The 13,131-nt window shown below is 51.6% G+C and carries 16 protein-coding genes; 12 read left to right on the forward strand and 4 right to left on the reverse strand.

Annotated elements, in window-relative coordinates; translation table 11 throughout:
• The first annotated feature begins 114 nt into the window (after positions 1-114).
• On the forward strand, positions 115-975 hold the full coding sequence (locus tag AB1E22_RS04655; protein WP_367594288.1) for a PA4780 family RIO1-like protein kinase: 861 nt from the start codon (positions 115-117) through the stop codon (positions 973-975).
• A 50-nt stretch (positions 976-1,025) separates the two neighbouring features.
• Here the strand turns inward: AB1E22_RS04655 and AB1E22_RS04660 are convergent, their stop codons facing one another.
• Entirely contained in the window at positions 1,026-1,640 is a 615-nt protein-coding gene (locus AB1E22_RS04660; protein WP_367594289.1) for a histidine phosphatase family protein, read from the reverse strand.
• 99 nt (positions 1,641-1,739) lie between these two features.
• Between AB1E22_RS04660 and AB1E22_RS04665 the strand changes: the two genes are divergently transcribed.
• Together AB1E22_RS04665 and AB1E22_RS04670 are read left to right on the forward strand one after the other, a co-directional pair.
• Positions 1,740-2,264, forward strand: a complete 525-nt coding sequence (locus AB1E22_RS04665) for a rhodanese family protein (RefSeq protein ID WP_367594290.1) — start codon at positions 1,740-1,742, stop codon at positions 2,262-2,264.
• A 69-nt stretch (positions 2,265-2,333) separates the two neighbouring features.
• On the forward strand, positions 2,334-2,513 hold the full coding sequence (locus AB1E22_RS04670; protein ID WP_134184349.1) for a hypothetical protein: 180 nt from the start codon (positions 2,334-2,336) through the stop codon (positions 2,511-2,513).
• 47 nt (positions 2,514-2,560) lie between these two features.
• On the opposite strand, the gene AB1E22_RS04675 is transcribed toward AB1E22_RS04670, so the two are convergent.
• Positions 2,561-2,848: a DUF2623 family protein gene (locus AB1E22_RS04675; RefSeq protein WP_367594291.1), complete on the reverse strand. Its 288-nt coding sequence runs from the start codon at positions 2,846-2,848 to the stop codon at positions 2,561-2,563.
• A 334-nt stretch (positions 2,849-3,182) separates the two neighbouring features.
• Between AB1E22_RS04675 and alaE the strand changes: the two genes are divergently transcribed.
• The gene (gene alaE, locus AB1E22_RS04680) at positions 3,183-3,638 is read left to right on the forward strand and encodes an L-alanine exporter AlaE (RefSeq protein ID WP_367594292.1); all 456 of its coding nucleotides are present in this window, start codon (positions 3,183-3,185) and stop codon (positions 3,636-3,638) included.
• Positions 3,639-3,675: 37 nt separating this feature from the next.
• On the opposite strand, the gene AB1E22_RS04685 is transcribed toward alaE, so the two are convergent.
• Entirely contained in the window at positions 3,676-4,017 is a 342-nt protein-coding gene (locus AB1E22_RS04685; protein WP_367594293.1) for a DUF2002 family protein, read from the reverse strand.
• 160 nt (positions 4,018-4,177) lie between these two features.
• On the opposite strand from AB1E22_RS04685, the gene AB1E22_RS04690 reads away from it, so the two are divergent.
• A complete protein-coding gene (locus AB1E22_RS04690; RefSeq protein WP_367594294.1) occupies positions 4,178-4,504 on the forward strand; it encodes a DUF883 family protein in 327 nt (108 codons plus the stop codon).
• A gap of 93 nt (positions 4,505-4,597) precedes the next feature.
• Here AB1E22_RS04690 and AB1E22_RS04695 read toward each other — a convergent pair whose 3' ends face one another.
• Positions 4,598-5,929 (reverse strand): PLP-dependent aminotransferase family protein, encoded by a 1,332-nt coding sequence (locus AB1E22_RS04695; protein WP_367597327.1) that lies wholly within the window; start codon positions 5,927-5,929, stop codon positions 4,598-4,600.
• A gap of 131 nt (positions 5,930-6,060) precedes the next feature.
• On the opposite strand from AB1E22_RS04695, the gene AB1E22_RS04700 reads away from it, so the two are divergent.
• From AB1E22_RS04700 to proW, 7 genes are all read left to right on the forward strand, one after another.
• Positions 6,061-6,489 carry a carboxymuconolactone decarboxylase family protein gene (locus tag AB1E22_RS04700; RefSeq protein WP_367594295.1) on the forward strand — a complete coding sequence of 143 codons (429 nt, stop codon included), beginning with the start codon at positions 6,061-6,063 and terminating at the stop codon, positions 6,487-6,489.
• A gap of 278 nt (positions 6,490-6,767) precedes the next feature.
• Entirely contained in the window at positions 6,768-7,004 is a 237-nt protein-coding gene (gene nrdH / locus AB1E22_RS04705; protein WP_367594296.1) for a glutaredoxin-like protein NrdH, read from the forward strand.
• A complete protein-coding gene (gene nrdI / locus AB1E22_RS04710) occupies positions 7,001-7,411 on the forward strand; it encodes a class Ib ribonucleoside-diphosphate reductase assembly flavoprotein NrdI (protein ID WP_367594297.1) in 411 nt (136 codons plus the stop codon). The genes nrdH and nrdI overlap by 4 nt, the downstream gene beginning before the upstream one ends.
• Positions 7,412-7,449: 38 nt before the next feature.
• Positions 7,450-9,531: a class 1b ribonucleoside-diphosphate reductase subunit alpha gene (nrdE, locus tag AB1E22_RS04715; RefSeq protein WP_437178407.1), complete on the forward strand. Its 2,082-nt coding sequence runs from the start codon at positions 7,450-7,452 to the stop codon at positions 9,529-9,531.
• A 9-nt stretch (positions 9,532-9,540) separates the two neighbouring features.
• The gene (gene nrdF, locus AB1E22_RS04720) at positions 9,541-10,503 is read left to right on the forward strand and encodes a class 1b ribonucleoside-diphosphate reductase subunit beta (RefSeq protein WP_367594298.1); all 963 of its coding nucleotides are present in this window, start codon (positions 9,541-9,543) and stop codon (positions 10,501-10,503) included.
• A 321-nt stretch (positions 10,504-10,824) separates the two neighbouring features.
• On the forward strand, positions 10,825-12,024 hold the full coding sequence (gene proV / locus AB1E22_RS04725) for a glycine betaine/L-proline ABC transporter ATP-binding protein ProV (protein WP_367594299.1): 1,200 nt from the start codon (positions 10,825-10,827) through the stop codon (positions 12,022-12,024).
• Positions 12,021-13,094, forward strand: a complete 1,074-nt coding sequence (gene proW, locus AB1E22_RS04730; protein ID WP_367594300.1) for a glycine betaine/L-proline ABC transporter permease ProW — start codon at positions 12,021-12,023, stop codon at positions 13,092-13,094. Before proV ends, proW begins: the two co-directional genes overlap by 4 nt.
• Positions 13,095-13,131: the final 37 nt, after the last annotated feature.

Consider the following 13,131-nt stretch of genomic DNA (forward strand, 5'->3'; position numbering starts at 1 on the left):
AATACATGCGGTTACGTTATTGCCCCCATCTTCTTCTGCGTTTTTCCCTCTTTTTCGCATCTCTCCCACTGCTTTTTGGGTACGAAAATCGGCTGAAATAAGGTATAAAGCCGCATGAAAATTCCAAATAGACTCCAGCCGCTGGTCGATGATGGCCTGATCGACGATGTGCTCCAACGACTGAAAAGCGGCAAAGAAGCCGATGTTTACACCGTTTTGTGCGGTGGCAATATCCAGTGCGCGAAGGTGTACAAAGAGGCGACGCAACGCAGCTTTAAGCAGGCCGTGCAGTATCAGGAAGGGCGTAAGGTCCGGAATTCTCGTAATTCCCGCGCAATGCAAAAAGGCTCAAAATTCGGGCGCAAGCAGCAAGAAGAGTCCTGGCAAACTGCCGAGGTCGATGCGTTGTTCCGTCTGGCTAACGCCGGGGTACGCGTCCCGCAGCCCTATATGTGTATTGACGGCGTGTTACTGATGGAGCTGGTCACCGATGGCGACGGAACCGTTGCGCCACGTCTGAGCGATGTAGTTTTGTCTGAAGAAAATGCCGTTGCTGATTTCGATACGATGATCCGCAATATCGTGCGCATGTTGTGTGCAGGCATTGTGCACGGGGATTTATCGGAGTTTAACGTGCTGCTCGACGATAATGGCCCGGTCATTATCGATTTGCCGCAGGCCGTCGACGCTGCCGCAAACAATCATGCAGAATCCATGTTTGAACGTGATGTGAATAACATCACCGCATATTATGGCCAGTTCGCGCCGCAACTGCTGCAAACCCGTTATGCAAAAGAGATCTGGAAACTGTTTGAAGACGGAAAGTTAACGCCGGAAACTCCGCTGACAGGCCTGTTCGTCGAAGAAGTTCACGACGTGGATATGGATTCTTTGATTGATGAAATCATTGCAGCGGAAGATGAGTTTTACGATCGCCAGCGTGCTGCTAAAGAACGCAACGATCAATACGAATAATAAGGCTGCATGACGAAAGTGGCGGGCTTGTTATTCGTGCCGTGAAGGCGCTAACTAAGCCCCAAAAGATGCGTCCCCATTCCCCAGTTAACCAGCTCGCAGCCTTTGTCGGTGATGGCAAGCGTTGCATAGCCGCAGTTGTTATGACTGTAGCGGCGCAGATTATCCTCCATCGCGCCACCTTTTAGTTTCCAGACCAGCGCTTCAAGAAGATCGCCGTGGGTGACGACGGCAACTGTTTCATCTGAGTGGTTGTCATAGAGATCCGCAAGGCTTCTCTGGAGCCGCGCAACCACGTCATGCACCGTTTCCCCCTGTGGAATGGTCGCTTTTGGCTCACCCGAAAATAACGGCGTCGTAATAGCCGGAAACTCGCGGCGAGCCTGCTCGTAGGTCATGCCCTGCAACACGCCGTAATCGCGCTCATATAAGCGCTCATCTTTCACCAGCGGGCATTGAAACTGTTGCGCCAGGGTGGTTGCCGTGGCGAGGGCGCGGGTGGCCGGAGAAGTGACAACTCGCGTTATAGCCATCTCTGCCAGCGCCGTGCACAGTGCCGCCGCCTGCCTGTAACCACGTTCGGTCAGCGCGCTGTCTTGCCGCCCCTGAATTTTGCCCTGCCGGTTCCACTCGCTTTCCCCGTGGCGAATCACTACGACCTTCATTCTCTTCCTTTCTTTCGTCGCTAGACTTAGCATTATCGGCAATGCGGTGCGAGAAGTCATTTCCGCCCTCGAAACTCTTTATTGTGCGTAAGGAACAGCATGACTATTCAAACGATTACCCCCGCCGAGGCTAAAGTGCTGGTCGCCCAGGGAGCGGCGCTGATTGATATCCGTGAACGTGATGAATATGCGCGGGAAAATATCCCTGAAGCCCATTTGCTTTCTCTTTCTGCCATCGAAAGCGGCGAGCGACTGGGGCCGTTCGATCCCTTCGATACGGTGATTTTTCATTGCCAGTCCGGCACGCGTACCGCGCAAAATGCACAAAAACTGGCGGATTCCGTCGCGCCCGCGAAGGTGTTTTTGCTGGAGGGCGGATTAACGGCCTGGAAGAAAGACGCGCAGGAGATACTGGCCGATAAATCACAGCCGCTGCCACTGATGCGCCAGGTGCAAATTGCTGCAGGTTCTCTGGTGCTTGCGGGCGTAGGATTAGGCTTTGGCGTCCATCAGGGTTTCTTTTTACTGGCGGGTTTTGTTGGTGCCGGTTTGCTGTTCGCGGGTATCAGCGGTTTTTGCGGCATGGCTCGCTTACTGGCAATTATGCCGTGGAATAAGCCGTAAAGTTGGCGTTCTTTGGGCTATGTTTAAAGGTATACGTTATTCATTTCTCTTCATTAAATGAGGCTAACTATGTTCAAAGCAGGCGATCTCGTGCAACCCAAAAAGGGTGGCCCAAAGTATGAAGTTCTGGATGTCCAGGGAGATACGCTGTTCTGTACGCCTAGAAGTATTTTGACGGGCGAGACGGTGACGCTGAAAGCGGAAGATGTGGCGTTGTATAAAGAAGACGATGATTTCGGCGTTTGCTGAATTTATTGATTCAGGCGGGCCAGGCTTTACCCGCCTGAGCGCGGCTATTAATAACCTCTTTCATAGCCCGCAAAAAAACATTTCACGGCGGTATCGGCGTTCACTTCTTTAAAAAAATCGGCGACCAATTCTTTATCAAGATTGTACCGACGCGTTAAGACGCCTGCCTCCCATGCCGCCCGCTGGCGATCCCCCGTTTGCTCTGAGATCCGGTGCGTAAACCCCAGCACAAAGCCGCGTTTATAGTCCGGGCAAAACCGTGTCACTTTGGTGACACTATCGACTTCACGGGCTTTTAGCCCCGCCATTAATCCCTTTCCAAAATGGTTATCCACTAGCGTGCTCCTGTTGATTTAATCGCCATATAAATAATTATATAACGACTTTTCAACAGTGGGTAGCCTAAAAATCAGGCTCGGTTCACCAAAAAATTAACCAACTGATTTTTAATATAAATTTAATCAAGGAACGACAAAATCAGGAAACGCTGCCTGTTATGTCTCATTTAGCGGATTTTATTGACCAAACGTCTTTAAATAAAAATTTATCACTAATTGTTTAATTACAGGCAGGGATATAATCTAGCCACCTCAAACAAGCCATCTATTAGCACTGCTGCTAACGCTTAATCGCAGTGTATATCTCTAATTATCAGCCGGAGTCGGAATAATGTTTTCTCCTGAGTCACGCCTGCGCCATGCAGTCGCAGATACTTTTGCGATGGTAGTGTATTGCTCGGTGGTGAACATGATGATTGAGATCTTTCTCTCTGGCATGACGTTTGAGCAGTCCCTCTCTTCGCGTCTGGTTGCCGTGCCCGTCAATATTCTTATTGCCTGGCCGTACGGGTTTTATCGTGACGCCTTCATGCGTTTTACTAAACGCTACAGCCACGCTAACTGGGCAAAAAACCTTGCTGATGTGCTGGCGTACGTGACTTTCCAGTCACCGGTGTACGTCGTCATTTTGTGGTCGGTAGGTGCAGACTGGAATCAAATCGTCGCCGCCGTCAGCTCGAACATTCTCGTTTCCATGCTGATGGGCGCTGTTTACGGCTATTTTCTTGATTATTGCCGCCGCTTATTCCGCATCAGCGGTTATCGGGATGCAAAAGTCCAGGCTTGATAGCGTTGAGGCACACGCACAACAACGCCTGTGGAAATCAATGTTCGCCAAACAATCCCGATAAGTATCTTTCCAGCGCAATGCGCGAACTAAAGCCGTGCGGAATGCCGTAATGCTGATGGGTTTCACCCGCCAGATAGAGTGGAAATTGCTGGTAGTGATCGCAGGTTTTAACGTCCGACGCGGGGTCTGCCAAAGTCTGGCTGCGTTCTTTTAATGTTGGGTGAATAATCAGCGCCGTTCGCCCCATCCGCGCTTCACGGTTCACATATACGTAATTTTCACCACGGCGGTATCCGTACGTTTTCGGTGTCACTATATCCATGGTAAAACCGGCTTTTTCAAGAACGCGGGCCACCTCATCGGGTCGTAGATACATAATTTTTCCTCGTCATCTTCAATTGCTGCGCAACCTTACAATAACCAGCATTAGCAACGCTTTCAGATTAGTCCATAAAGACCGTGAAAGAGCGTGAACTCCCTCATTACCAAAATTTATGGTCTACACTGAGTAGTACATCGCAAAAAGGGAGAAAACAATGTTTAACCGCGTAAATCGAAATGATGTAGACGAAGGCGTTGATGATATTAACCGTGACGTGAACCAACTGGCCGACACGCTGGAAGAGGTTCTGAAATCGTTCGGTAGCGATGTTAAAGAGGAAGGGGAAGCCGCCCGCAAAAAAGCGGAGTCTCTATTGAAAGAGACGCGTGCTCGCCTTCAGGGTCGCACCCGAGTTAAACAGGCAGCATGTGATGCTATCAGTTGTGCCGATACGTATGTGCGTGACAAACCGTGGCAGAGCGTTGGTATTAGCGCCGCCGTCGGCATTTTCATCGGGGCGTTATTAGCTTCCCGTCGATAGTGAGTCACCGCTCTTTAGTGATAACCCAGTGTCGTGATAATAAATATGCGTCTCAACCCCGAGCCAGTGGCCCGGGGTTTTTCGTTTTATGGATCAGGTAATCGCCTCGCGCAACTGTTTGGCAACCTGCTGCGCCATGCCCTGTGAAGTGAGATTAGTAAAACTCATCAATATTCCCCCTTCCCCTTGCGAAACCATACGCCAGTCGCTGAGCGCCTGCACCGCAAGCCCTGCCGCACGCGCTTTCGCCACCAGCCCACGGTCATCGCCTCTGACGCGCATCACCAGTTGGATACCTCCCGCCTGCGGGACGACATCAAACCCTTGCTGTTGCAGCGCCTGCTCCAGCCACACACGCCGTTGGCTGTAGCACAGACGCATTTTTTTTAGATGACGCCAGAAATGGCCCTCCCGCAGAAAATCGGCAATGGTTTGCTGAATCAGTAGCGGCGCGGTGCAGGGCAATAAATGCGTGTGCCGGGAAAACGCCTCAACCTGCTGCTGGGGAACCACCAGCCAGGCCACGCGCAGCGCCGGGAAGAGTGATTTGCTGAACGTTCCGGCGTAAATCACACGCTGCGGGCCATCGAGGCTTTTTATCGGCGGCAGCGGTTTTCCGTGGTAGCGAAATTCGCTGTCATAATCGTCTTCAATTAACCAGCTTTGATTCGACACCGCCCAATCAAGCAACTGGCGGCGACGCGGCAGAGAAAGCGCCACGCCAAGCGGGCTTTGGTGCGCGGGCGTCAGCAGGGCAAAACGCGCGTTCGGGAAATGGCGAATGCCGTACTCAATTTGCATGCCTTCGTCATCAACCGGCACGGGGTGCAATGCCATTTTTGCATCGTCAAAAACCGGGCGCACATAACGGTAGCCGGGATCTTCAAGCCAGATCCCGTCCCCCGGTTTTGCCAGCGTATGGGTCACCAGACGCATGGCCGCCTGAAATCCTGGGGTGATAAAAATCTGCTCCGGTTGGCAGTCGATGCTGCGTGAAAAACGTAAATACTCCGCGATGGCCTGGCGTAATGTCGATTCCCCCTGAGCTTCCGGCATGACCAAATCGTAACGCGTTTGCAGGCGTAAGCGCCGCCCCATAATCCGCGCCCAGAGTGCACGCGGAAAGGCATCAAGCGCGGGTAATCCCATTTGAAACGGGCGCGGTGCGCCTTGCGGGTGGCTGGCAACAGAAGCTGGATTATTCGCCCCTGTAGTGGCTGATGGACTAATGAAAGTTCCCGCCTGACCGCGCCGATCCAGCCAGCCTTGCGCCACCAGTTCACCGTAGGCGTTTTCGACTGTGGCTCTCGCCACACCGAGCTCAAGCGCCATCGTCCGGCTTGATGGCAGACGGCTTCCGGCCGCCAGTTCGCCGTCGCTTATCGCCTGTTTAAGCTGCCTGGCGATTTGCTGATAACGCGGGATCGCGTGGTGAGCACTTACTATGGGATCGATAGGCTTTGCCATTATGGTCTGCTTTATTTGTTAACTTATGGCTCTCTTTAGTAGTCCATCATAGTGGTAAATTGCTCTCACACCAACATGAGGAATGACACATGATCGAATTGCGCCAACCCTACTTTGACCTTTCCCCTGCCGTTTTTAAGCCAATGCTACAGGCGCTGAAAGGTCTGGAATCCAGCTCGCTCGGTTCCACGCTGATCGAACTGGTTTTCCTGCGCGTGTCGCAAATTAACGGCTGCGCCTATTGCCTGGAGATGCACTCTAAAGCCCTACGTAAAGACGGCATAGAGCAGACCAAGCTGGATGCGCTGGCAGGCTGGAAAGTGAGTAACCACTTCAGTGAAAAAGAGCGTGCCGCGTTGGCCTGGGCTGAAGCCATCACATTAATTACCGACGGCGCAGATGATGCGGTCTATCAGCCGCTGCTGCAATTCTTTCCCGCGCAGGAGATCAGCGATTTGACGTTCACCGCAAGCCTGATGAACGCGTTTAACCGCCTGGCGATTAGTATGCGTATGTAGTTCGGTTCCCTCTCCTTTAAGTCACATCTTTGAGCACAAGTGCTGGTGACTTTGTCAGTATCGGAACAAATGACCCCCTCCCAGCCTCCCCCTTACCAGGGGGAGGAGTTAAAGCTCCCTCCCCTGGCAAGGGGAGGGTTGGGGTGGGGTTGTTTAAGTACAGTTCACTCTCATCACCACTTCTCCCCCTTATCTAAAAATACTATATCTTGTATGGTTGATAATTTACTCACCCACATCTAGTATTCATATTCTCAACCATAGAGAGAATAAGAATCATGCGCATTACCATCTATACGCGAAATGACTGCGTTCAGTGCCACGCCACCAAACGTGCAATGGAGAGCCGCGGCTTCACGTTTGAACTGATCAATCTCGATTTAAACCCTGAAGCGGCGGACGATTTGCGGGCACAGGGGTATCGCCAGTTGCCGGTGGTGGTTACCGAAAGTGAAAGCTGGAGCGGATTTCGCCCGGACATGATTAACCGCCTGCGTAATCTGGCTCACGCATGAGTAACCTCGTCTACTTCTCAAGCACATCGGAAAATACGCTGCGTTTTGTGGAGCGCTTAGGGCTGCCCGCTTTACGCATTCCGTTGGAAGTTAAACAGCGCTTAGAGGTGACGGAACCCTACATTTTGATTGTGCCGAGTTACGGCGGCGGCGGGATTGCCGGTGCCGTTCCCGCCCAGGTCATTCGATTTTTAAATAACGCGACCAATCGGGCGTTGCTGCGCGGCGTCATCGCCAGCGGGAATCGTAACTTCGGCGAAGGATTTTGCCGGGCGGGTGACGTAATAGCCCAAAAATGCCAGGTGCCGTATCTCTATCGTTTTGAGCTGCTCGGCACTGACCAGGACCTTGAAAACGTGCGTAAGGGAGTCGAAAAATTTTGGCAACAGCAGAAGCAATCCGCGTAAACGCGACAGACAGCGCGGATTATCACGCGCTTAACGCCATGTTGAATCTCTATGATTCCGCAGGCCGCATCCAGTTTGAGAAAGACAAACTGGCGGTGGAGCAATTCCATAAGCAGCATGTGCTGCCCCGTTCGCGCCATTTTCCACACCATCAGGCACGTCTCGACGCCCTTGTCGCTGAAGGCTATTACGACGCGGCTATTTTGCAACGTTACCCGCGCCGTTTTGTGGTTGAGCTGTTTGAAAAAGCACATGCACACGGTTTCCAGTTCCAGACGTTTCTTGGCGCCTGGAAGTATTACACCAGCTACACGCTGAAATCTTACGATGGCAAAACATATCTGGAACACTTCCCGGATCGCGTCTGCATGGTGGCGTTAACACTGGCGCAAGGCGATGAAAAACTGGCAACACAGTTGACGGAAGAGATGCTTAGCGGTCGCTTCCAGCCTGCTACCCCCACGTTCCTCAACTGCGGAAAAATGCAGCGCGGTGAGCTGGTTTCCTGTTTCCTGCTGCGTATTGAAGACAATATGGAATCTATTGGGCGCGCAGTGAATTCGGCCCTGCAACTCTCAAAGCGTGGCGGCGGCGTAGCTTTTTTGCTTTCGAATTTACGTGAGGTCGGCGCACCCATTAAGCGTATTGAGAATCAGTCTTCAGGCGTCATTCCCGTTATGAAAATGCTGGAAGATGCCTTTTCTTACGCTAACCAGCTTGGCGCACGCCAGGGCGCAGGCGCGGTTTATCTGCACGCCCACCATCCCGATATTTTGCGTTTCCTCGATACCAAGCGCGAAAACGCCGATGAAAAGATCCGTATTAAATCGCTTTCCCTTGGCGTGGTGATCCCGGATGTCACTTTCCAACTTGCAAAAGATAATCAGCCGATGGCGCTCTTCTCGCCTTATGACGTGGAACGTATTTACGCTAAGCCGTTCGGGGATATTGCCGTCAGTGAACTTTATGACGAAATGCTGGCAGACGAGCGCATCCGTAAAACCTTTATTAATGCGCGCGATTTCTTCCAGACGCTGGCGGAAATTCAGTTTGAGTCCGGCTATCCGTACATCATGTTTGAAGATACCGTAAACCGCACAAACCCGATTGCCGGGCGCATCAATATGAGCAATCTATGCTCGGAAATTTTGCAGGTTAATAGCCCCTCAACCTATGACGAAAACCTCGATTATGCGCAGGTAGGCAAAGATATTTCCTGCAATCTCGGCTCGCTGAATATTGCCCACGCCATGGATTCTGATGATTTCGGCCAGACCATCGAAACGGCGATTCGCGGGCTGACGGCCGTTTCCGATATGAGCCACATTCGTTCGGTGCCGTCCATTGAAGCAGGCAACGCCGCCTCCCACGCAATCGGCCTTGGGCAGATGAACTTGCACGGTTATCTGGCTCGGGAAGGCATTGCTTACGGTTCTCCCGAAGGGCTGGATTTCACCAATTTCTATTTCTACACCGTGACCTGGCATGCGCTGCGCGCCTCGAATCTTCTGGCTCGTGAACGTAAACAGCGCTTCGCTGGCTTCGAACAATCGCGCTATGCCAGCGGGGAGTATTTCCAACAGTATCTGCAAGAAAACTGGCAGCCGGAAACGCAGAAAGTACGCGAGTTATTTGCCAATGCGGGCGTAACTATCCCGACACGTGAACAGTGGCAGCAGCTTCGCGACGATGTGATGGAGTTCGGCCTGTTTAACCAGAATTTACAGGCGATTCCCCCGACCGGCTCAATCTCATATATCAACCACGCGACCTCAAGCATTCATCCGATTGTGTCGCGCATTGAGATCCGTAAAGAGGGAAAAACCGGACGCGTTTATTATCCTGCACCCTTTATGACCAACGACAATCTGGATTATTACCAGGATGCCTACGACATCGGCCCGGAAAAAATTATCGACACTTATGCGCAAGCCACCCGCCATGTCGATCAGGGCTTATCGCTAACGCTATTTTTCCGCGATACCGCGACCACACGCGATATTAATAAGGCGCAGATTTACGCCTGGAAGAAAGGCATTAAAACGCTCTATTACATTCGCCTGCGTCAGATGGCGCTGGAAGGCACGGAAGTCCAGGGCTGTGTGTCCTGCGCTTTATAAGGAGAGAAGATGACACAGTTAACCCGCGTCAGCGCCATCAACTGGAATAAAATCGAGGATGAGAAAGATCTTGAGGTCTGGAATCGCCTGACCAGTAATTTCTGGCTGCCTGAGAAGGTGCTGCTGTCGAATGATATTCCGGCATGGCAGTCGCTCACTCCCGACGAACAGCAGCTCACTATCCGCGTATTTACCGGACTGACGTTGCTCGACACCATCCAGAATACGGTGGGTGCGCCGGTGTTAATGGCTGATGCAATTACGCCCCATGAGGAAGCGGTGTTGTCGAATATTAGCTTTATGGAAGCGGTGCATGCGCGCTCTTATAGCTCAATATTCTCAACGCTTTGCCAGAGCAAAGATGTTGATGCGGCTTATGCGTGGAGTGAAGAAAATGCCCCGCTTCAACGCAAGGCGCACATTATTCTCGCCCATTATCACGCTGATGACCCGTTGAAGAAGAAAATCGCCAGCGTATTTCTGGAATCATTCCTCTTCTATTCCGGCTTTTATTTGCCAATGTATTGGTCAAGCCGCGGCAAGCTGACGAATACAGCCGATTTGATTCGCCTGATTATTCGGGATGAAGCGGTGCATGGTTATTATATCGGCTATAAATTTCAGAAAGTTCTGAGCCAGCAACGTGCGGAGCGGCAAAATGAATTGCAAAATTTTGCCCTCGATTTATTGATGGAACTTTACGATAACGAAGTGGCTTATACCGATGCGCTTTACGGCGATGTGGGCTGGCAGGAAGAAGTAAAAGCCTTTCTTTGTTATAACGCCAACAAAGCCTTGATGAACCTGGGTTACAACGCGCTTTTCCCGGCGGAAATGGCTGAAGTCAACCCGGCTATTCTGGCCGCGCTTTCACCCAACGCGGATGAAAACCATGACTTTTTCTCCGGCTCTGGTTCGTCTTATGTAATGGGAAAAGCGGTGGAAACTCAGGACGAAGATTGGGACTTTTAATCCCGAAAATTAATCCGGATATTTCGTCTGTTTTACGCAATGATATTTCCCGCCCATAATCCAATATAACCGCTTACATTTTTGCCTGAATATCACCCTGGTCAGGCAAAATTCATCTTCCATTTACAAAAAATATCATCTTCCTCCGAATTGCCCTCAGCCCTTTATTCATGGGAAATGCCGCCCACACTGGGCGCGCGGATATTGGATATAGAGAAAATCGAGGGTTGTCTCAGATTCTGAGTATGCTAGGGTATATGCAGTGAATATTTCCATCAGGAATTGTGTATAAATATATAATCACAGGAACAACTTTATTGCATGGCAATTAAACTCGAAGTAAAGAACTTATATAAAGTATTTGGTGAGCATCCACAGCGCGCATTCAAATATATAGAGAAAGGTATTTCCAAAGCTGAATTACTGGAAAAAACAGGGCTGTCGCTTGGCGTAAAAGACGCCAGTCTGGCCATTGAAGAAGGCGAGATTTTTGTCATCATGGGGTTATCGGGTTCCGGTAAATCCACCATGGTTCGCCTTCTCAATCGCCTGATTGAACCAACCCGTGGGCAGGTGCTGATTGATGGCGTAGATATTGCCAAAATATCAGACGCGCAGCTTCGTGAAGTGCGTAAAAATAAGATCTCCATGGTATTCCAGTCGTTTGCTTTAATGCCTCATATGACGGTGCTAAATAACACCGCCTTTGGTATGGAATTAGCTGGTATTCCATTGAAAGGACGCCAGGAAAAAGCGCTTGATGCTCTACGTCAGGTGGGGCTTGAAAATTATGCCCATGCTTATCCTGATGAGCTTTCAGGAGGAATGCGGCAGCGTGTGGGTTTGGCCCGCGCCCTGGCCATTAATCCAGATATATTATTGATGGATGAAGCCTTCTCCGCTCTCGATCCATTAATTCGTACTGAAATGCAGGACGAGTTAATTAAATTGCAGGCGAGACACCAGCGTACCATCGTATTTATTTCCCACGATTTGGATGAAGCCATGCGTATTGGCGACCGCATTGCCATTATGCAAGGCGGCGAAGTTGTGCAAGTCGGTACACCGGATGAAATACTGAATAATCCTGCAAATGATTATGTGCGCACCTTCTTCCGTGGCGTGGATATTAGCCAGGTGTTTAGCGCGAAAGATATTGCTCGCCGTAGCCCGGCAGGTTTACTGCGTAAAACTGCCGGATTTGGCCCTCGCTCTGCGCTGAAATTGTTGCAGGATGAGGACCGTGAATACGGGTATGTGATTGAACGCGGGCAAAAATTCCTCGGTATTGTCTCGACCGATTCGCTGAAAGCGGCGCTGGCTGCGGGCCAGGGTCTGGACAACGCTTATCTCGAATCTCCTGCGGCGGTTTCCGCTGATACGTCTCTGAGCGATCTGCTTACCCATGTAGGCCAGGCACCGTGCGCGGTTCCGGTTATTGGGGAAGAGTGTCAGTACGTAGGCATCATCTCAAAAGGGGTGCTGCTTCAGGCGTTAGATCGTGAGGGGGTAAGTCAATGAGTGCAGCAAATCCATGGGATACCGGCAGTGCAACTGCCGATACAACTAATCAGGCCGCTTCAACCGCCGATGCGTGGGGTGGCCCGGCGTCAACCCCCGCTTCGAGCAACGGCGCAGACTGGCTGAATTCAGCCCCTGCCCCGCAGGTTGAACATTTTAATATTCTCGATCCGTTCCATAAAACACTGATCCCTCTTGATAGCTGGGTAACGCACGGTATCGATTGGGTCGTTACGCATTTCCGCCCGGTGTTCCAGGGGATCCGCGTGCCAGTGGATTATATCCTCAGTGGTTTCCAGCACTTCTTGCTGGGTATGCCTGCGCCGGTGGCGATCATTCTGTTTGCGCTGATTGCGTGGCAGATGTCCAGCCTGGGAATGGGGATTGCAACGCTGATTTCGCTGGTGGCGATTGGCGCGATTGGCGCCTGGTCGCAAGCGATGGTGACGTTGGCGCTGGTGCTGACCGCCCTGCTGTTCTGTATGGTTATCGGCCTGCCGCTTGGCATATGGCTCGCCCGCAGCGAACGTGCAGCGAAGATAATCCGCCCGCTGCTTGATGCGATGCAGACCACGCCGGCGTTTGTGTATCTGGTGCCTATCGTCATGCTGTTCGGTATCGGTAACGTGCCGGGTGTGGTGGTGACGATTATCTTCGCCCTGCCGCCGATTGTGCGCCTGACGATCCTCGGCATTAAGCAGGTTCCGGAAGATTTGATTGAAGCCTCGCGCTCGTTTGGCGCAAGCCCGCGTCAGATGCTGTTCAAGGTTCAGTTACCGCTGGCAATGCCAACCATTATGGCGGGTGTAAACCAGACGTTAATGCTGGCACTTTCAATGGTAGTTATCGCTTCCATGATTGCCGTGGGAGGCCTTGGCCAGATGGTGCTGCGTGGAATTGGCCGCCTCGACATGGGTCTTGCGACCGTCGGCGGCGTCGGGATTGTGATTCTTGCTATTATTCTCGACCGTTTAACACAGTCCATTGGCCGCGATTCGCGCAGCCGTGGCAACCGCCACTGGTTTAACACCGGCCCAATTGGTCTTTTGACCCGTCCCTTCATCAAATAAGCCTGCTGGCGGTGTTTTCGAATGCCGCCTCACGCCC

Origin of the sequence: Buttiauxella gaviniae (assembly GCF_040786275.1) — a bacterium.
In the GTDB taxonomy this organism is placed as follows: Bacteria; Pseudomonadota; Gammaproteobacteria; order Enterobacterales; family Enterobacteriaceae; genus Buttiauxella; species Buttiauxella gaviniae_A.